The sequence below is a fragment of the Paraflavitalea devenefica genome, from assembly GCF_011759375.1.
Classification (GTDB): Bacteria; Bacteroidota; Bacteroidia; order Chitinophagales; family Chitinophagaceae; genus Paraflavitalea; species Paraflavitalea devenefica.
Window position 1 is genome coordinate 314,281 of the sequence record NZ_JAARML010000005.1, and the last position, 18,186, is coordinate 332,466.

15 protein-coding genes are annotated in these 18,186 nt (G+C 47.8%); 11 read left to right on the top strand and 4 right to left on the bottom strand.

Annotation, left to right across the window (positions count from 1 at the left end):
- The first annotated feature begins 20 nt into the window (after positions 1-20).
- The 3 genes from parS to HB364_RS26120 all read left to right on the top strand — a co-directional run bounded on the left by parS (position 21) and on the right by HB364_RS26120 (position 5,839).
- Positions 21-623, top strand: a complete 603-nt coding sequence (parS, locus tag HB364_RS26110; protein ID WP_167291366.1) for a type II RES/Xre toxin-antitoxin system antitoxin — start codon at positions 21-23, stop codon at positions 621-623.
- 4 nt (positions 624-627) lie between these two features.
- Positions 628-1,086, top strand: a complete 459-nt coding sequence (locus HB364_RS26115; RefSeq protein ID WP_167291367.1) for an RES family NAD+ phosphorylase — start codon at positions 628-630, stop codon at positions 1,084-1,086.
- A 208-nt stretch (positions 1,087-1,294) separates the two neighbouring features.
- Complete coding sequence (locus HB364_RS26120) at positions 1,295-5,839, top strand: choice-of-anchor I family protein (RefSeq protein WP_167291368.1); 4,545 nt, start codon at positions 1,295-1,297, stop codon at positions 5,837-5,839.
- 110 nt (positions 5,840-5,949) lie between these two features.
- Here the strand turns inward: HB364_RS26120 and HB364_RS26125 are convergent, their stop codons facing one another.
- Positions 5,950-6,267 (bottom strand): heavy metal-binding domain-containing protein, encoded by a 318-nt coding sequence (locus HB364_RS26125; protein WP_167291369.1) that lies wholly within the window; start codon positions 6,265-6,267, stop codon positions 5,950-5,952.
- Positions 6,268-6,429: 162 nt separating this feature from the next.
- On the opposite strand from HB364_RS26125, the gene HB364_RS26130 reads away from it, so the two are divergent.
- The gene (locus tag HB364_RS26130) at positions 6,430-6,747 is read left to right on the top strand and encodes a hypothetical protein (protein WP_167291370.1); all 318 of its coding nucleotides are present in this window, start codon (positions 6,430-6,432) and stop codon (positions 6,745-6,747) included.
- An 82-nt stretch (positions 6,748-6,829) separates the two neighbouring features.
- On the opposite strand, the gene HB364_RS26135 is transcribed toward HB364_RS26130, so the two are convergent.
- Together HB364_RS26135 and HB364_RS26140 are read right to left on the bottom strand one after the other, a co-directional pair.
- Positions 6,830-9,205 (bottom strand): ABC transporter permease, encoded by a 2,376-nt coding sequence (locus HB364_RS26135; RefSeq protein WP_167291371.1) that lies wholly within the window; start codon positions 9,203-9,205, stop codon positions 6,830-6,832.
- Between the two features lie 194 nt (positions 9,206-9,399).
- Positions 9,400-9,735, bottom strand: a complete 336-nt coding sequence (locus tag HB364_RS26140) for a ubiquitin-like domain-containing protein (protein WP_167291372.1) — start codon at positions 9,733-9,735, stop codon at positions 9,400-9,402.
- A gap of 257 nt (positions 9,736-9,992) precedes the next feature.
- Here HB364_RS26140 and HB364_RS26145 point away from each other — a divergent pair, with 257 nt between their 5' ends.
- The 7 genes from HB364_RS26145 to HB364_RS26175 all read left to right on the top strand — a co-directional run bounded on the left by HB364_RS26145 (position 9,993) and on the right by HB364_RS26175 (position 16,794).
- Positions 9,993-10,601 (top strand): FMN-dependent NADH-azoreductase, encoded by a 609-nt coding sequence (locus HB364_RS26145; RefSeq protein WP_167291373.1) that lies wholly within the window; start codon positions 9,993-9,995, stop codon positions 10,599-10,601.
- Positions 10,602-10,706: 105 nt separating this feature from the next.
- The gene (locus tag HB364_RS26150; protein ID WP_167291374.1) at positions 10,707-12,485 is read left to right on the top strand and encodes a serine hydrolase; all 1,779 of its coding nucleotides are present in this window, start codon (positions 10,707-10,709) and stop codon (positions 12,483-12,485) included.
- A 4-nt stretch (positions 12,486-12,489) separates the two neighbouring features.
- Positions 12,490-13,518, top strand: coding sequence for a sensor histidine kinase (locus HB364_RS26155; protein WP_167291375.1), 1,029 nt, complete (start codon positions 12,490-12,492; stop codon positions 13,516-13,518).
- Complete coding sequence (locus tag HB364_RS33580) at positions 13,515-14,198, top strand: LytR/AlgR family response regulator transcription factor (RefSeq protein ID WP_167291376.1); 684 nt, start codon at positions 13,515-13,517, stop codon at positions 14,196-14,198. The genes HB364_RS26155 and HB364_RS33580 overlap by 4 nt, the downstream gene beginning before the upstream one ends.
- 57 nt (positions 14,199-14,255) lie before the next feature.
- On the top strand, positions 14,256-15,287 hold the full coding sequence (locus HB364_RS26165; RefSeq protein ID WP_246228622.1) for a bile acid:sodium symporter family protein: 1,032 nt from the start codon (positions 14,256-14,258) through the stop codon (positions 15,285-15,287).
- 88 nt (positions 15,288-15,375) lie between these two features.
- Positions 15,376-16,326, top strand: a complete 951-nt coding sequence (locus HB364_RS26170) for a hypothetical protein (protein ID WP_167291377.1) — start codon at positions 15,376-15,378, stop codon at positions 16,324-16,326.
- 87 nt (positions 16,327-16,413) lie between these two features.
- A complete protein-coding gene (locus HB364_RS26175) occupies positions 16,414-16,794 on the top strand; it encodes a nuclear transport factor 2 family protein (protein ID WP_246228623.1) in 381 nt (126 codons plus the stop codon).
- Positions 16,795-16,936: 142 nt separating this feature from the next.
- On the opposite strand, the gene HB364_RS26180 is transcribed toward HB364_RS26175, so the two are convergent.
- On the bottom strand, positions 16,937-17,950 hold the full coding sequence (locus HB364_RS26180) for a lipid A deacylase LpxR family protein (RefSeq protein WP_167291378.1): 1,014 nt from the start codon (positions 17,948-17,950) through the stop codon (positions 16,937-16,939).
- Positions 17,951-18,186 lie beyond the last annotated feature (236 nt).

Sequence of the window (18,186 nt, forward strand, 5' to 3'; positions counted from 1 at the left end):
CAACAGTAAATTTTTGTACTATGGCAAAAGGTACCAAATACAGCTCCGGAAAGCAGGGTTCCAAACCACCGGCCCGGAAAAGTGCCAAAAGCGCTAAAGTAAAGAACTATACTGCCAAGCCACCGGCGCCTTCCGTAGTGAAGGAAGGGGTTATAGCCTACCTCAGTGAAAAGAGAACGGCCGCCATTAATTACCAGCCCATCAATATACCGGTGATACTTTCCGGCGCTGCCAATAAGCCCGAAAGCCAAATGACCCCCCTGGAAAAAATGGATATTGCCCGCATGGGCATCAGCAAAAAAGACCTTGAAAACCTGAAAGAAAAAACACGCCTCGATTATGACAAGCTGGCCATAGCCTTGGCCGTTACAAGAGCTACCCTAATTAATAAAAAGGGCGATGAAAAGTTCAATACTTCTCTCAGTGAGCGCATCATAGACCTGGCCAATCTTTATTCTTATGGCTATGAGGTCTTTGAAGATGAAAACCGCTTCAATCAATGGATGTTCCGCCCCAACAGTGCATTAGGTGGCCAGGCCCCTTATGATCTTATTGATAACCAGTTTGGCCGCGAAGAAGTACGGGATATCATCGGCCGCATAGCTTACGGCGTTTATTCTTAGTTCTATGATCGTTTACAGGGTCGGTAAAACCAGATATGCGCAGGACCTTACAGGAGAAGGCGCCCGCCTGCACGGCGGACGCTGGAACCACAAACTCACTGCCTGTATTTACACGGCAGAAAGTCGCTCCCTGGCCACCCTTGAATACACAGTGAATACCAACATTGAAGACATTCCCCGCTCGCTTAGCATCACCACGTATGAAATACCCGATGATGGTATCCTGTATGTAAGAATATCTGAGCTGCCAGGCAACTGGAAAGAGGCGCCTGCGCCCTCAGCCACGAAAGACTTTGGGACACGCCTGTTAAAAGAAGCCGACTATCCTGTTATCAGGTTCCCTTCCACTATCATTCCCTATGAGTTTAATTATATATTAAACCCGCTTCATCCTAACAGTGACGACTTTCAAATAGTAGACATCAGGGACTTTGTTTACGATGTACGGATCAAGCGCGTATAACAAGGGAGCGCTATCAGCCGAAGCAGCCCCAATATCAACCTAATATTAACTTTGTTTTAATTGTTCTGCCCCACACACGGGCTCTTCCCAAACTACTCTATGTTTGCCCCCGTATTGAATTTTTGTGTGATCCTTGCCCACCTCTGCCCCCACAAACAGGACCTTTTTTTCAAACACAAACACATTACGGAAACAAACCTGGAAAAGTATGAGAAAAACGTTACTCGTTATTACCTGCTTTCTGTTGGGTGCAACCGGCAGTATACATGCCCAGACACTCATTCACTATTGGAATTTCAACGCCTTTGATACAGAAGCCAATCACCTGGCGCCTTCCTATACAGCAGGCGGGGCCGGCCTGGCCTATATAGCCGGCGGTTCCAGCATCAATGATTACGGCAACGGCACAGGGCAGAACTTCAATGTGCAAAACCTGAATGCCCGCAATGGTGATCCCTCCGGCAATCACCTGCGTATCAACAATCCCATTGGCGCAGCACTGATCTTCTCATTACCTACTACCGGCTTCCAGGACGTAGTACTGAAATACGCCACCCGCCGCTCCGGCTCAGGAGCAGGCACCCAGGAAATTGCGTATACCGTGGATGGTGTTAACTATACGCCGTTCACCACCATTGCCCCCAACAATGGCGATCCTACGCTCCAGACCCTTGACTTCAGCGCAATCCCTGCAACAGATAACAATCCCAGCTTTAAAGTAAGGGTTGCCTTCTTATTGGGCAGCGGCGGCGATGTAGGCAATAACCGTTTTGACAATATAACCCTCGATGGTTCGCCCGCAGGGGCAGATGTATTGCCGCCGTCTGTAAGCTTTACCCCCGTAAACGGCGCCATTGACTTGCCGGTCAATACAGCACCTGTTATTACTTTTAATGAGGAGGTGCGCAATATTGACAACAGCGCCATTGACAATAGCAGTGTTGATAGCCTGGTGATCTTTAAACTGAGCAATGCAGCAGGAGCTGATGTACCTTTTAATGCGGCGTTCTCCGGGAATGTCATTACCATCACGCCGGCAGCTCCATTGGCCAACAACCAGCAATACTATGTGGCGCTCAAAGCAGGCGTAGTGGAAGACCTCAGCAATAATGCCGTCACCACTGTGCAAACTGCTACTTTTACCACTATTGCTACCCAAACCATATTCAATCCCGGCGATCTGCTGTTCGTGGGTTACCAGATGAATGCCATACCCAATGAGGACCGTATCGCCTTCGTGACCTTGGTTGATATCCTGCCCGGCACCAAGATCAACTTTACAGATGGCAAGTACACCACCAATTTACCGGCCCAATGTGCGGGCGGCATTGTGTGGACAGCACCCGCCGGCGGCGTGACTGCCCGTACCGTGGTCACCATTAACAATGATGCAGGCGCCGCCAATATCGGTACCGTAACCGGCAGCACCTTCGGCCTCAGCGCCAATGGCGACCAGGTCATCGTATACACCGGTACACCGGCAGCGCCTCAATACATTACAGCCCTTAGCTCTAATGCCTGGCTGGCTGCCAATACCAGTTGCAGCGGCAGCTTCTCTACGATACCGGCGGCCCTCACAGATGGCGTAAATGCTATTAACTTGAGCACAGCAACCGGTAACACAGCCGGCAATACAGTGAATGCTTACTATACAGGCACGCTCACAGGAACTGCTGCTACGGTAAAAGCCCTGATCAGCAATCCTGCCAACTGGACCGGCACCGCTTCCGGCACGCCGGCGCAATCATGGCCCAACTGGAATGCGCCCGGCAATCCCGGCGGCAGCAATACAACAATTGGCTTTAGCAGTGCCGTACTGTCTGTTTCAGAAGCAACGGGCACAGCTACTGTACAAATTAAGCTCACCAATCCGGCAACAGCCGCTGTAGACCTCGTAGTAAAAGGCGCACCTTTCAGTACAGCAGGCGCCGGCGATTTCACCCTGGGCACACAAACATTGCATTTTACAGCCGATAGCAACGCCACGCAAACCATTACCATACCTATCCGGGACGACGCTGCCAATGAGCAGGATGAATATTTCATCCTGAGCCTGGAAAACCCTGCTGGTCTTACGATCTCCGGCAACCAGTTCATGACGGTATACATCAGGGATAATGATCGCCAGGCCCCTGTTCCCAACAAGCAAATAGAACTGTCCTACATAGGCAGCTATGATCCTTCCGGCAGCAACAATGCCAGCGCCGAGATCGTAGCCTATGATTCAGCGTCCAAACGCCTCTTTGTGATCAGCGCCATCCAGAACCGCCTGGACATAGCCAATTTCTCCAATCCCGATTCCATTAAGCCCGTTACAGCCATAGACATGATACCTTATGGAGGCATTACCAGTGTGGCTGTGCGCAACGGTATAGTAGCCGCTGCAGTGCCCAATGCCAACCAGCAGTTAAATGGGTCTGTAGTTTTCTTCAACACAGATGGTGTTTTCCAAAAGCAGGTTACGGTAGGTGCTTTACCGGATATGATCACCTTTACACCGGATGGCAAAACCGTGATGACTGCCAATGAAGGACAACCCAATGATTCCTATACAGTAGACCCTGAAGGTTCTATCAGCATCATTGATATTTCCGGTGGCATAGCATCGCTTACCCAAAACCAGGTGACCACCCTCGACTTTACCGCCTTCAATGCACAGGCGCCGGCGCTTATTGCAGCAGGTGTGCGCAAAGGTTTCCCTGGTAGCACCCTGTCTCAGGACCTGGAACCGGAATACATCACCATCACACCCGACTCAAAGAAAGCCTGGGTCATTCTCCAGGAAGCCAATGCCTTTGCGGTGGTAGACCTGGTAACCAAAACAGTAACGGATATATGGCCGCTGGGTAAAAAGGACCATAGCCTGCCTGGCAACGGCTTTGATGCTTCCGACAGGGGCACGGAGATCCACATTGCCAACTGGCCGGTGAAAGGTTTGTACATGCCTGATGGTATTGCCAACTATACCGTAAACGGTACTACCTATATCGTAGGCGCCAATGAGGGCGATGACCGCGAATACAGCGCCTTTAATGAAAGGGTAAGGGTGAATGCTGCCACTTACAAGCTGGATGCTGTTGCTTTCCCCAATGCCAGGGAATTGAAGGATGACAATAACCTGGGCCGGTTAAGGGTTACTACGGCCTCCGGCGATACAGATGGTGATGGCGACTTTGATGAGATACACCTGATCGGAGGACGTTCTTTCTCTATCTGGAATACTGCCAGCAAATCAATAGCCTACGACAGCAAAGACGATTTTGAACAATACCTGGCCAAAACACCAGCCAACAACCCTATTTTCAATACCGATCATGAAAGCAACGCGCGCAAAAGCAGGAGCACTTCCAAAGGACCTGAGCCGGAAGGATTGGCCCTGGCCGCCATTGAAGGCAAACAATATGCTTTCATCAGCCTCGAACGGCAGGGTGGGGTAATGGTCTATGATATCACCAACCCCGCGGAGGTGAAGTTTGTGGATTACAAAAACCCACGCAACGTAGCCTCCTACGGCGGCGATAATGGCCCTGAAGGCATTGTGCACATCTCCAATACCGCCAGCCCGGATGGTAAACATTACATCCTGGTGGCCAATGAGATCAGCGGCACGCTCAGCATATACCGTTTGAACAACATTACACCCCGGTATTACCAGGATTCCGACCGGGATGGTTATGGCCGCAATGAAGGTTCCAGGTTGTCAGATAAACCCATCCCAGGTTGGGTACTGTTGGGAGGTGATTGTGCCGATTGGGATCCTGCTGTGCACCCTCGTGCTGCTGAACTGGCCAATGGCCGCGATGACAACTGCAACGGCCAGGTAGATGAAGGATTGCCCATGCTGCGGTATTACATGGACGTAGACCATGATGGTTATGGCCGCGATGATAATTCCAAACTATCAGCTATTCCGCTGGCGGGTCATGTACTGGTAAATGGCGATTGCAAAGATTGGGACGCTACGGTATATCCAGGCGCTGCTGAAGGGGCCAATGGCCGTGATGATAACTGTAATGGCCAGGTAGATGAAGGATTGCCCATGCTTCGGTATTACATGGACGTAGACCGTGATGGTTATGGCCGCAATGATAATTCGAAACTATCCGCTATTCCGCTGGCCGGTCATGTACTGGTGAATGGTGATTGCAAAGATTGGGATGCTGCAGTATATCCTGGTGCTGCTGAATTGGCCAATGGCCGTGACGACAACTGTAATGGCCAGGTAGATGAAGGCCTGCCCATGCTCAGGTACTATATGGACGTAGACCATGATGGTTATGGCCGCAATGAGAACTCCAAGTTATCAGCTATTCCGTTGGCTGGTCACGTACTGGTGAATGGTGATTGTGCCGACTGGGATGCTACGGTGAATCCGGGTGCTGCAGAAGTAAAGAATGGCCGTGATGACAATTGTAACGGCCAGGTAGATGAGCAACTCATCACCGCTACACAGGCTGCGAGGGAAAGCAACGGCAAGCTGGTTCCCGAAAGCAGCAACACGGCGGGTGAGTTGAATATAGTGGTATCACCAATACCCAGCTATCATGAGTTTACCGTGTACCTCCAGCAGGGAACACCCCTGGAAAAAGTTCGTATCCGCGTATATGACCCGGTGGGAAGACTGGTAGAAGTGAGAGACAACCTCGCTATCGGCAGCAGGATTCCGTTGGGAGGTAATTACGCCCAGGGACATTATACACTGGAAGTTGTGCAGGGAAAGAACAGGAAGCTGATTAAACTCATCAAACTATAAGGCGTCTCCCAAAGGACACTCCACGGAAAAAACAAAAAAGAGACCGTCTCAAAAAAGGGACGGTCTCTTTTTATTATACGGCCACTTATTCACGTGCCCTGTTATTGGTATTATATATTCACAGCCGTGCCTGTGGCCACCACCATCAGCATGCTGCCATGACTGCCTACGGTTTCGAAGTCGAGGTCGATGCCCACTATGGCATTGGCGCCCAGCGCCTGCGCTTTTTGCTGCAGTTCCGCCATGGCCGATTCTTTGGCCTGTTCAATAACCCGCTCATAAGTACCACTGCGGCCGCCAACAATATCCCTGATACCGGCAAACAGGTCTTTAAAAATATTGGCGCCAATAATTGTCTCAGAGCTGATAATGCCTATATATTTTTGAATAGGCTTCCCTTCAATCGTGTTCGTTGTTGTTAAAAGCATGGCTTTTGTTTCTTTCATTAGTAGCAGCCAGCCCGGAAATATTACAACAGGTTGAGGAAAGAATGCTTCAAAATGGGGGCCGGGATCACCTGTTTCTACAACAGCCTGCTGGCAGCAGAATTGTGCCGTCTATAACAAACATTGTTCATTTAATTGTTAGTTATGACAATTCAGCCAGGTGAATTCCCTGTGGTGATACAGGCGTATCAACCCTCGGGCAGTGATGATCTCTTTGTAGCAGAACAGGTAGTATATAACCAGGCAGAAGCAGATGGCTTTACATCCCGTTACACGGGTTTGCTCATAAAAGCAAGGAAACCCAACTCCACCGAATTGCAACCGGTAACCAATCATACCCCCGCCCGTACCCGCTCAAGAGGGATCGGCCCCGGCTTTATCATCATTCTGTTATTGATTGCTTTGATAGTAGCTGGTTTTGCAACAGGATGGATACAACGGAATTTAAATATATCTATCTAAGTACAATACCATCGAAGCTAAACGAAAAAAGCGCTGTGTTGGGAAATCCTCACAGCGCTCTGGTTATATACCTGATGATAAATTACTCGGATTTCAGGCTTTTTACAGGATTGGCAAAAGCGGCTTTGATGGCTTGTGTGCTCACGGTAAACAAAGCAATAACAAAGGCAAGTATTCCCACCGCCACAAATACCCAGGCACTGATATCAACCCGGTACTCATATTTGTCCAGCCAATCTTTCATCAGCCAGAATGCCAGCGGTGAAGCGATCACACAGGCTATCAGCACCAGCCACATAAATTCTTTTGATAAAAGGAGCCATAGGTTGACCACAGAAGCGCCTAATACCTTGCGGATGCCAATCTCCCGCACCCTGCGTTCGGCCATGAACATGGCCAGTCCAAATAATCCCAGGCAGGAAATGAAGATAGTAAGACCGGCAAAAATAGATGCCAGTTTACCTACCTGGTTTTCTACTACAAACTTTTTACCGAACTCCTCATCTGTAAAACTGTATTCGAAGGGTTGGGAAGGGTTGTATTTGTCAAATATGGGTTTAATAGCAGCCAGTGCCTTTTTCAGATCGGTTGTTGGCGGCAGCCGCAGGAGAATATTGTTGACAGAACCCGTTTTACTGGAATTGAACAGGATGGCCAGCGGAGCAACAGATTTGAACGGATCGGCCAGCACCACATTCTCCACAACACCAACAATCGTCTTCACCTGGTTGCCCGATTTCATGGTTTTGCCAATGGGGTCTTTATAACCGATCACTTGCAGGGCAGCTTCATTGATGATGATGGCGTTTGAATCTGTTGGGAAATCCCTCGAAAAAGCACGCCCCTGTTTGAATTGCAGGCCCGCCGTTTTTTCAAAATCCCAGCCCGCCATGATGGCATCCAGCGCAATATCTGTAGCAGGGTCCTTGCCTTCCCAGGAAAAATCACTCCATGAATTGTAAATGGCTGTCATCGGTTGTGATGTCTTTGCCATCGATTCAATATGCCCGGTTTTCAGCAGTTCTTCTCTTAGTGCTTCATAGTTAACAGCCAGGTCGTAGCTGGCTGGAATATTCAGCATATTGTTGGGGTTATATCCAATAGAACGCTTACGTGCATGATTGATCTGCTGAAACACAATGATGGTGCCTATGACCAACACAGCGGAAATAGTAAATTGAGTAACCACCAGGGTTTTCCGGAAAATAGCAGGGCCCTGGCCTTGCTTAAACACACCTTTCAACACCTTCACCGGCTGAAAAGAGGAAAGATAGAAAGCAGGATAACTACCGGCAATCAGTCCGGTGATCAAACAAACACCCAGCGCGGCGCTCAACAGGAAGGTACTACTGAAGTCAAACCTGATGTATTCAAAGCCCAGGTCTTTGAGCAGAGGCAATAACAGTTGCACCAGTATGAGCGAAACTAAAAAAGCCAGGAAGGTGGTCAATACCGACTCGCTCAGGAATTGACCTATAAGGTCTGTCCTGCTTGAACCTACCACTTTCCGGATACCCACTTCTTTGGCCCTTTTCTCAGACCGGGCAGTGGAAAGGTTCATAAAGTTGATACAGGCAACCAGTAATATAAAAGCACCGATAATCCCAAATAGCCAGATATACGCTATTTTCCCGCCTGCATTCACCCAGTTCTTATAATCGCTGTACAGGTGCCATTTCCCGAGCGGATGCAGGAACAGTACCTGGTTTTTAATCCGTGCATCCTTTTGTACATTTAATGGACCGATCTTTTTTGATAAAGCATCCATAGAGGTGCCTTCCTTCAATTCCACAAAATTCATCAGGAAGTTATTGCCCCAGTCTGTTTTGTTATTTCTTATCCATTCTTCCTGATCGATCGCGTACTGGTAGGGGATCAAAAATTCAAAGTCGATAGTAGAGTTATGCGGTACGTCCTGGGCAATGGCGGTTACCCGCACATCATTAGCGTTATTTAACCTGATAGTCTTGCCCATCGGATTTTCTGATCCAAACAGCGCATGGGCAAGAGATGCTGTGAGGATAATGGAATTGGGATCTTTTAAGGCGGTTGCAGTATTGCCTTCGATCAGTGGAAAGGAGAACATGTCCAGGAATGCAGGATCTACGTACCAGCCCATTTTATTCAATTTGTTATTGCCAGCCATCAGACCCTGACCAGTGGGAGCTGCCCGTGAAGTTCTCTTTACTTCGGGATAATTGTTTTTCAGTTCATCATGTAAAGGTAATGGAGTAAGCGATTGGGTGTTTTTCTGGTCATTGAACATGACATGTTTCATGACCATCGCAAGCTGTTTTCCATTCGTATGAAAAGTATCAAAACTGGTTTCATACTGTATCCATAAGCCAATGAGCAAAGCAAAGGTGATACCTGCCGACAGCCCAAAAATGTTAATAAACGACAATGTTTTATTGTGCGCAAGGTTCCGCCAGGCGACCATAAAATAATTCTTAATCATATCCGCTAGCTTATTGAACATTGCTGATCTAAAAGGATGCCACTTTGCAGTCTTCTGTTAATCAGCTAATTAAGCTTAATAACACCGGGTACATTGTCCGCTTTTGTTACACCGGGTGTACGGCTGTGTGCAGCTGCAATAAAAAAACGCCGTGGGAAAATCCCGCGGCGTTTTTGTTAAGCAAAGCGCCTTTTTTAATTGGCACTTATAGTAGCATTGGCGCTAATACCATAAAAGGAGAGGGTGGCATTCTCATCCAGTACCTGTCCCTGGTAATACAAATAATTGATGGGAACGCCTGCCCAGAGTTCTACCTCGTCCTTTACTTCACCAACAGTGTCACTGGGATGGACCAGCAACCAGATAATGGTAGTTTGCCCATTTATCTTCAGCTTCACATAAAGATTGTTGGGATGTGGTTCCGGTTCACCGCTCAGTACGATTGGAGCATGAGCAGTAGTAGAGGCTGGCGTGGTAAAGCCTGTCATCAATAGCAGGCACGTAGCGATTAATGGAAATAATTTTTTCATGGAAAAGTTAATTTATTAGTGAATATAGCCAAAAACAGCCACCCATAACTGTATCGAAGCAACGTTTTTTTAATAACAGCCATGTTCACCAGCTATACAGCGTATCGTGGACTACCAATAACCGCTTGCGTCTATTTCATTGTCTATCATATCAGTATCCTGAAGGATAGCGATATACAAGGGTATACTTGTCATAAACCAGCAATAAAAGTAAATAGGTTTGCATCCGTAAATCATTACTAGAAAACAAGTATACAATGAAAAAGATTTTGCATGTAATATCCAGCCCGCGGGGTAAGGCATCCTACAGCATTAAGCTGGGCAATGAGATCGTTGAAAAATTGAAGCAGGCATACCCTGGCAGTACCGTAAAGGAAACGAACCTGGTAGACCATCATTTTCCACACCTGGAAGAATCACATATTACTTCTTTCTTCACTCCGGCCGAGAACAGAACAGCCGAGAACAAGGAAGCGATCAGGCACTCCGATGAGTCCATTCATGATATCATGGAAGCCGACATTATCGTGATCGGCGCACCGATGTATAATTTCTCTATCCACTCTGCCTTAAAAGCCTGGTTTGACCATATTGTACGGAAAGGTGTCACTTTCAGTTATGACAGTAATGGTCCGCAGGGGCTGGTACAAGGAAAAAAAGTATATGTGGCATTATCTTCCGGCGGCGTTTACTCAGAAGGGGCTATGCAATCCTATGACTTTGTAACATCCTATCTCAGGTTTATGCTTGCCTTTATCGGTATGACAGACATAACCATATTCCGTGTGGAAGGGACCTCCGTTCCGGGTATACAGGAAACCGCCTGGGAAAAAGCAGTAAGCTCCCTGGCCCACCTAAGTGCCTGAAATTTTGCCGCCCGGTAATCCCATTTTGCAGGAAAGAATGGGCACTATACCGAAACAAGTTTTTCTTATCTGCTTCATGGAACAAATTGCTGCCAAAACCAAACTATGCAGCGTTCCTGTTTCCTGTTCTTCGTTCATCGTATTGGGTTAAGTATGCTGATGGCAGCATGTACTGTATGCACAAAAGGGCAATCCATTGCCGGGCTTGACAGTTTGCTCCAAAGTATGGCAGCCAAAACCAAAGGGGCAGGTATTGCCGTGGCTGTTATAAAAAAAGACAACCTGGTATATGCCCGCGGATTTGGATATCGTGATGTTGAACGTCGTTTGCCGGTTACGCCGGAAACTGTTTTTCCGGTAGGCTCCTGTACCAAGGCCATGACAGCCGCTTTAATTGGCAACCTGGGCGCCAGGGTGGCCCTTGATGCGCCTGTGCAAAGCTATTTACCAGGCTGTAAGTTCTATACAACGGCTATGACCGAGCAGATCACTGTGCGGGACCTGCTGTGTCATCGAAGTGGGCTCGCCCGGCATGAGTATTCCTGGTTTTTTATGGCTGCCGGTAACCGCGACAGTATGCTCAAACGGGTAGCATTCCTGGAACCAAATGCCAGGATCGGTGAAAAGTGGCAGTACAATAACTGGGGTTACCTGCTGCTGGGTATGATCGGGGAAAAACTATGCGGCATATCTTATGAGGCTGCTATTCATCAGTACTTATTGCAGCCATTGCAGATGACGCACAGTTATTTCTCGCTCGACAGCCTGCTGGCAGATAAAAATGCAGCACTTGGGTATAAAACAGTTAAGGGCCAGGCAAAGCTGATGCCTTATCATCCCATGGAATTAATGGCGCCGGCAGGCGGGCTGAACAGTACAGCGCCTGATATGGCACGGTGGGTATCATGCTGGATCAATGGCAAGGCCGTTATTCCGGCAGCCTTCCGTACACAGGCTATTTCTTCACAAGTAGTGACCAAGCCGGCATTACCCTATAATGACCAGGCAGGTACTTTCTTTTCCAATTATGGTTTCGGATGGTGGCTGGCTTCTTACCGCGGGCATTACCGGGTAGAGCATGGCGGCAATATTGATGGGTTTACCAGCAATGCCAGTTTTTTCCCGGCCGACAGCCTGGGCATTGTGGTACTTTGTAACCGTGACGGCTCTTTATTACCAGCACAGATCCGGAATGCGATCGCAGATCATTTCTTTCAATTGCCCGTTCCCGGGCGGGTTACGGAAACAAAGTCAACGGGCAGCAAGCCTGACAAGGAGCCTGCGCAGCCACCTGCCATACCGGAAACCATCCCGCCCACCCATGCTTTATCTGCTTATACCGGTACTTATGAGCACCCCGGTTACGGTCGTGTTACCATCATCCGGCGCGGAGATTCCCTTTTTGCTCAAATGGGTGCGTATACATGGTGGTTATGGCCACAACAGTATGATACATTCCGGGGTGTGGTATTTGTGGCAGGGGAGCGCCCGGATATTGACCGGCCACAGTTATTACTACAATTTCAGGTGCACCCGCATGGATATATTGAGAGCCTCTCCATACCTTTTGAACCTACCGTGGCGCCCATACGGTTTGTAAAACAGTTCTTACCGCCGCGACCGCTTCCTCAACTGCTCACGTATACCGGCGCCTTTAAGGTAGGCAGTGATACGGTGGGTGTATCTTTAAAAGAGGAGGGAGCTTTATACCTCGTCTTGCCTGGTCAGCAGTTGTACGACCTGCTGCCACTGGAAGAAGACCTTTTTATACTGGCAGGCCCTAAGGGATACTGTATCAGGTTTACCAGGGATAAAAAAGGGCTTATCACCCGTTTTTGTTTACAGCAGCCAAATGGTAACTTCATCGGTGAACGGATCAAATAATAGTATGAAACGATATATAGTATTGCTTTTGCACCTGGTTTATTGGGTACTGTATGGAAGCCTCTGTGTTTTTCTCCTGTATCTTGGACGGGGAGAGCCGCAGACAATGCTGGATGAAGATGGCCTGCTCTATACAGGCGTTGTATTGGTTATTGCAGCACTTGCCTTCTACGCCTTTTACTACGGGTGGTTTTGGCGTTACCTGGCCCAGCGAAAGCTGAAGGCATTTATTGTAGCCGGACTGGTAACCTGCGCCTGCATTTCCCTGTTCGTTATGGGCATCCTGGTTGCTGTCTTTTATTACTATGCCGACTTCCTGCCTGAAGCAAATGTAATAATACCTTTCCTGATCGCTTTTTTCCTGTATTCCATTATACATGGCATTGCCGCTACCGCCATCAGGGGCTTCGTGCACTGGTACCTGGAATTGCGGGTAAAGGAAGCGTTGCAAAAGAAAAACCTGGAAACGGAACTGGCCTTATTGAAAGGACAGCTTCAGCCTCATTTTCTTTTCAATACGATCAATAACATAGATGTGCTTATTGGCAGGGAACCGGCCAGGGCTTCCAGCTACCTGCAGCAGCTTTCAGGCATGCTACGTTATATGTTGTATAAAGGTCACCTGGATACCATACCGCTGGAAGAAGAAATCCAATTCATACAACAATATATAGCGCTGCAGAAGATCCGGAAAGCGTCCCCCGATTGGGTGAGGCTGGAAGTAGGGGGCGATACAGGAGAATTGACCATAGCACCTTTACTGTTCCTGCCTTTCCTGGAGAATGCTTTTAAATATGGGACCACCGGCGAGGGGACAGCGCCGGTTACTATACAATTACAGGCCAATAACAGGATACTTCATTTTCATTGCCAGAACAGTTACGCTTCAACTGTGCAGGCGCCGGATGGTCATAGCGGACTTGGATTATTCCTGGCACGGCAACGAATGGACCTGCTGTATCCCGGTCGTTACAGTTTGGAAGTTCAGGCCCTGCAGAATACCTTTATCGTTCAATGCCGCATTGATCTGTGAAACAATTAACCTGTATCATAATAGAAGATGAGCCACTGGCGCTGCTGCGTACCAAGGAGTATGTGGAGCAAGTGCCTTTCCTTCATTTGCTGCAAACCTATAACAGCGCACTGAAAGCATTGCCGGCATTGCAGGAGCAAAATGTGGACCTGCTCTTCCTGGATATCCAGATGGAAGGGCTCACAGGTATTCAACTGCTCCAGGCCCTGCCTCAGCCGCCATTGGTGATCTTTACCACGGCGTATGAAGCGTTTGCCTTAAAGGCATTTGAACTGGAAGTAGTAGACTACCTGCTGAAGCCTTTTTCATTTGAGCGTTTTTTATCAGCCGTATTGAAGGTCCGTAAGCGGATGCAAAGCACTCCGCAGCCTACGCCTGCTTATCTATTTTTTAAAACCGCCTGGCGTCTTGAAAAAGTTGACCTGGGAGATATCCTTTTTATAGAAGGAGCACGGGATTACCGGAAGATCTGTTGCACAAAAGATAAACTGTTAACGCCTGAAACCTTCATAGAGCTGGAAGAGCGCCTGCCGGCATCCTTATTTTGCAGGGTGCACAAATCATTTATCGTATCCCTCTCAAGAATAGATGCTGTAGAAGGCGACCGTATACTCATCGGTAAAGAAAGAATACCCGTTTCAGACACCTACCGGGCCACCTTTTATAAGGCGCTTTTGTAGTGGCGCCTGGTACAACGCTGGCATAATCGCTACCACCATTTGTCTTTTATGGAATAAATGGCTACATCGTATCTTGCAGCCTGTATGGTCAACAAGGTATTGCATTTTTTAGCTCGTTTTGGGTTAGACTGGTTTATACTTTCCATCATCGGCGTCATCATACTGGCCTCACAATTCCCCGGACCGGGCATTGCCGACGGACCTTTTTCCCTATCCTCCCTTGCCAATATTGGCATCTCTCTGATCTTCTTTTTCTATGGGCTGAAGCTCAACAGGCATAAACTGGTAGCTGGTCTCAGTAACTGGCGGCTGCATATCCTGGTGCAGGTGAGTACCTTCCTGTTGTTCCCGTTATTGGTCTTGGTGTTCAGGCCCTGGCTGGATGCAGGGGGCACACATACATTATGGCTGGGCACTTTCTTCCTGGCCGCTTTGCCGTCTACTGTTTCTTCCTCCGTGGTCATGGTGTCTATTGCCAATGGTAATATCCCCGGTGCTATCTTCAATGCCAGTATTTCCAGCCTGCTGGGTATTTTTATTACACCGGTATGGATGAGTGTGGTTACCGGGGGCAATCACAATAGCCTTGATATGGGAGATATTATGATGAAGCTCCTGTTGCAAATATTGCTGCCGGTGGTGATGGGCCTGTTGCTGAATCCCACCAGGCTGGGGAAGGTAGCGGAAAAGTATAATAAACAATTGAAATACTTTGATCAGCTTACCATCCTGGCCATTGTGTATACAGCTTTCAGTGAATCATTTGACAAGCACATGTTCAGCAACCTGAACATGGCGGCATTACTTATCCTGGGCGCCTGTATGCTGGTGTTGTTCTTTGTGGCTTATTGTATTACTGGTTATACAGCCCGCCTGCTGCATTTTAACCGGGAGGACAGGATCACCGCCACCTTCTGTGGGTCCAAGAAATCACTGGTACATGGCACGGTCATGGCAAAGGTCATCTTTATGAACAGTCCGCTCACCGGCATCCTGCTATTGCCCATTATGCTGTATCATGCCCTGCAACTTATTGCCGTCAGCATCATTGCCCAACGGATGGGTAAGCAGCACCGGCCAGTAAAATAGTTTTAACATTTCTATGGCTTTGTAAACTACCAACAGGAGAAATAAAACGGTGTACCGGCCGTTAGAATGCCAACCCACACCGTTAACCATGCACAAGCTACTGCCGGCCTGTATGGCCTTCCTCCTTGCTTTAACCGCCTGCCAAACGCGGGATAATACAGACGTTATTAAAGCTATTGATAATAGCCTGATTAAAGCCAACGAAATTATTGCTGCTAATAACGAAATCGTGCACGACGACCTGGCAGCGAAGCTGAAAGATCCACAAACCAAAGCAAAGGCGTCCATCTGGATGCCGAGGGCGCTTGCTGTGAATGCGTTATCTAAAGAGATATACAAATATATCGACAACCTGAAACTACAGTTGGCCGCCATAAAGGAAGACGATAAAGCAGGTATCCAGGAATTGTTTCGAAAGGAGGGAGATAGCTTATACAATAAGTTGGTCCGTTATAATAAAGATATTGTACAGGTATTGAGTCCGGAAGCATTTAGCGATAATCCGATGTTAGAAGCTCAGCTAAAAAAGGATATTGAGTCTTTTAAAAAGGACATAGCAGCCCGGTCAGGTATACTTGATAGCGTGCCTGAGCAACCTCTCCACAATCAAAATTGGGGAAAAACATATTTGCATCCATCCTCCCTGTCGCTTGGTACGGCCCTATTAAATAAAATGCAAAGTGATGTATTGGTAACAGAAAACAACATGGTTAATCACATAAATAGGCAGATACCCTATGCTTGGGGTTACCATTATGAAGTGTTCCATGCAATAGCTGCATTAAGCAGCAGTTATGTTAAAGCCGGTCAGGTGATTGAGGTTACTGCCGGTATAGGTGCTTTCAGTGCTGCTTCGAAACCTACGATCACGATCAATGGATCGGCTATGAACGCTAATGAAGATGGAGTTGCCGTATATAACCTGAAAACGAATCAAAAACCGGGGAAATATGCGGTTCCCGTCAGCATACAATATACCAGGCCTGATGGTTCCATAGAAAAAGTTGCCAAGAGTCTAGAATACATTATTGCTGAATAGACTTCCCAGATACAGGGCTGCCGCCAGGCCCTATCCCCTTATCAAGCCCAGGCCCACTTTTTGCCGTAGTTTCAGCAAAAAACAGCTATGACTACACAACAAACAGCTATGACTACACAACAGATTGCCGACCGGCTGGTAACAATATGCAAGTCGGGCGAATGGGAAAAAGCCCAGCGGGAACTGTATGCCGAGAATGCCGTAAGCCTGGAGCCTTATGCCACACCAGCTTTTGAGCAGGAAACCCGGGGACTGGCCGCCATCCTTGAAAAAGGCAAGAAGTTTGACTCCATGGTAGACACTATGCACAGTCTTAAAGTTTCGGGCCCGCTGGTGGCCGACAACTCCTTTGCTTGTGTTCTGGATATGGATGTGACCATGAAAGAAGGAGGTCGCATGCACATGAAGGAACTCTGTGTGTACCAAATAAAAGACGGGAAAATTATTGAAGAGCGCTTCTATATGTAGAAAAGCCTGGACGTCTTATACTGTACTTATGTGTACGGGATAGGATAAATGTCCCGTACACATAAGTACTGTTTTTGCACCACTACTTTTTCCACTTTATCCGGAAGAAACCCTCAATCTTTGTTGCTTCCCAAATAGCAGGCTACCAGCCTATGTATAAAGAGATATTCCCTACATCCTGCCGGGGAAGCCCTTTGATCAGGGCGGTTGAACTCTTCTGGGTAAATGACAGGCCAATATTTCCTTTGGATACAACAGCCCCAAGGTCTATCCGGCCAATCAATCGCTGCTGTTCTGCAAGTCGCACATATTGGGTTTGGGTCCCGGGTTCACTGCCTTGCTGTTTAATGCCGTGATTGAAAACGCCTCCTTCCAGTAATGCATTGTGCAATATTAATTCAGCAGCAGGCTGTATGGTAAAATACAATTGCCACCTGTTGGTCCGTTTCTTTCCCGCAGTAAATTGCTGCATATAACCTTCAAAATAAGGATTCATATTGCCGATCCTGATTGTGGTATACAGGGCAGCGCCATTGAGCATGGTACCTGCATATACTTGTCCGCTACCAATAATTTCGGCCCATTGCCGGTAACGGGCCAGTTGTTTATTAACGGTAAAATGATAATTAAGCAAAAGGTCTGCAGGCTGTTGATAGGCCCATCCCCTTGGAGGCTGCGCACCGATGACCCGGTGTATCAGTTTCTGTGTTTCCTGGGCCAGGGAAGGCGGTCCCATTACACCCAACACCCATTCTGTTTGCAGGGATAATTTTGTAACCGGATTGGAAGAATGCAGGGAGCGGCTCACAAACAAGGCGCCTGAATAAGGATAATCTGCCGGATCGGGTTTGCGCCGCAGGATATTATCGGGAGTGATTATTACCTGCATCAGGCTCCAGCTATGGGTATTGATGCTGTTCTTACCTGCCTGTGGCATTAGCTTATTCATAAAGGACCTTTTCTGTTTCCGCCAGAACAGGTCGAGCCTGGTGCCATTGGTATAGCCCCTGTCGCTGCCTATATCATAGATATTAATAACATCATTGTCTTCGTACACCCGGAACATATACCTGTTGTCAGGCTGTTCCTGTGCAAGAACCGTTGAAAATGGCAGGCCTGTGACCAAAACAATAAAACACCAAAAGCTCCTTCGCATAATTAAAGCACTAAAATATAAATAAAAGCCGCCTCAGGAAACCCCTTTTTTGGGGTATTTGCCTGTAACAGCCTCCGCGAACCTTTTTTCCCAGCACAGTTACCGGCTAAAACTGCACACTTACCCAACAAACCAACACACTTACTGGTTTGTACTTGCTGGTATAATCTTTCCCATTTAATTTACACTGTAAGGCATTCAACTCCATGAGGTCCGCGTGGAATGACTGGTATTGA

Bases quoted from the DNA above. Each gene is read 5' to 3' on its own strand.
- parS (WP_167291366.1), top strand. From the start codon at position 21: ATGGCAAAAGGTACCAAATACAGCTCCGGAAAGCAGGGTTCCAAACCA.
- HB364_RS26115 (WP_167291367.1), top strand. From the start codon at position 628: ATGATCGTTTACAGGGTCGGTAAAACCAGATATGCGCAGGACCTTACA.
- HB364_RS26120 (WP_167291368.1), top strand. From the start codon at position 1,295: ATGAGAAAAACGTTACTCGTTATTACCTGCTTTCTGTTGGGTGCAACC.
- HB364_RS26125 (WP_167291369.1), bottom strand. From the start codon at position 6,267: ATGCTTTTAACAACAACGAACACGATTGAAGGGAAGCCTATTCAAAAA.
- HB364_RS26130 (WP_167291370.1), top strand. From the start codon at position 6,430: ATGACAATTCAGCCAGGTGAATTCCCTGTGGTGATACAGGCGTATCAA.
- HB364_RS26135 (WP_167291371.1), bottom strand. From the start codon at position 9,205: ATGATTAAGAATTATTTTATGGTCGCCTGGCGGAACCTTGCGCACAAT.
- HB364_RS26140 (WP_167291372.1), bottom strand. From the start codon at position 9,735: ATGAAAAAATTATTTCCATTAATCGCTACGTGCCTGCTATTGATGACA.
- HB364_RS26145 (WP_167291373.1), top strand. From the start codon at position 9,993: ATGAAAAAGATTTTGCATGTAATATCCAGCCCGCGGGGTAAGGCATCC.
- HB364_RS26150 (WP_167291374.1), top strand. From the start codon at position 10,707: ATGCAGCGTTCCTGTTTCCTGTTCTTCGTTCATCGTATTGGGTTAAGT.
- HB364_RS26155 (WP_167291375.1), top strand. From the start codon at position 12,490: ATGAAACGATATATAGTATTGCTTTTGCACCTGGTTTATTGGGTACTG.
- HB364_RS26165 (WP_246228622.1), top strand. From the start codon at position 14,256: ATGGCTACATCGTATCTTGCAGCCTGTATGGTCAACAAGGTATTGCAT.
- HB364_RS26170 (WP_167291377.1), top strand. From the start codon at position 15,376: ATGCACAAGCTACTGCCGGCCTGTATGGCCTTCCTCCTTGCTTTAACC.
- HB364_RS26175 (WP_246228623.1), top strand. From the start codon at position 16,414: ATGACTACACAACAAACAGCTATGACTACACAACAGATTGCCGACCGG.
- HB364_RS26180 (WP_167291378.1), bottom strand. From the start codon at position 17,950: ATGCGAAGGAGCTTTTGGTGTTTTATTGTTTTGGTCACAGGCCTGCCA.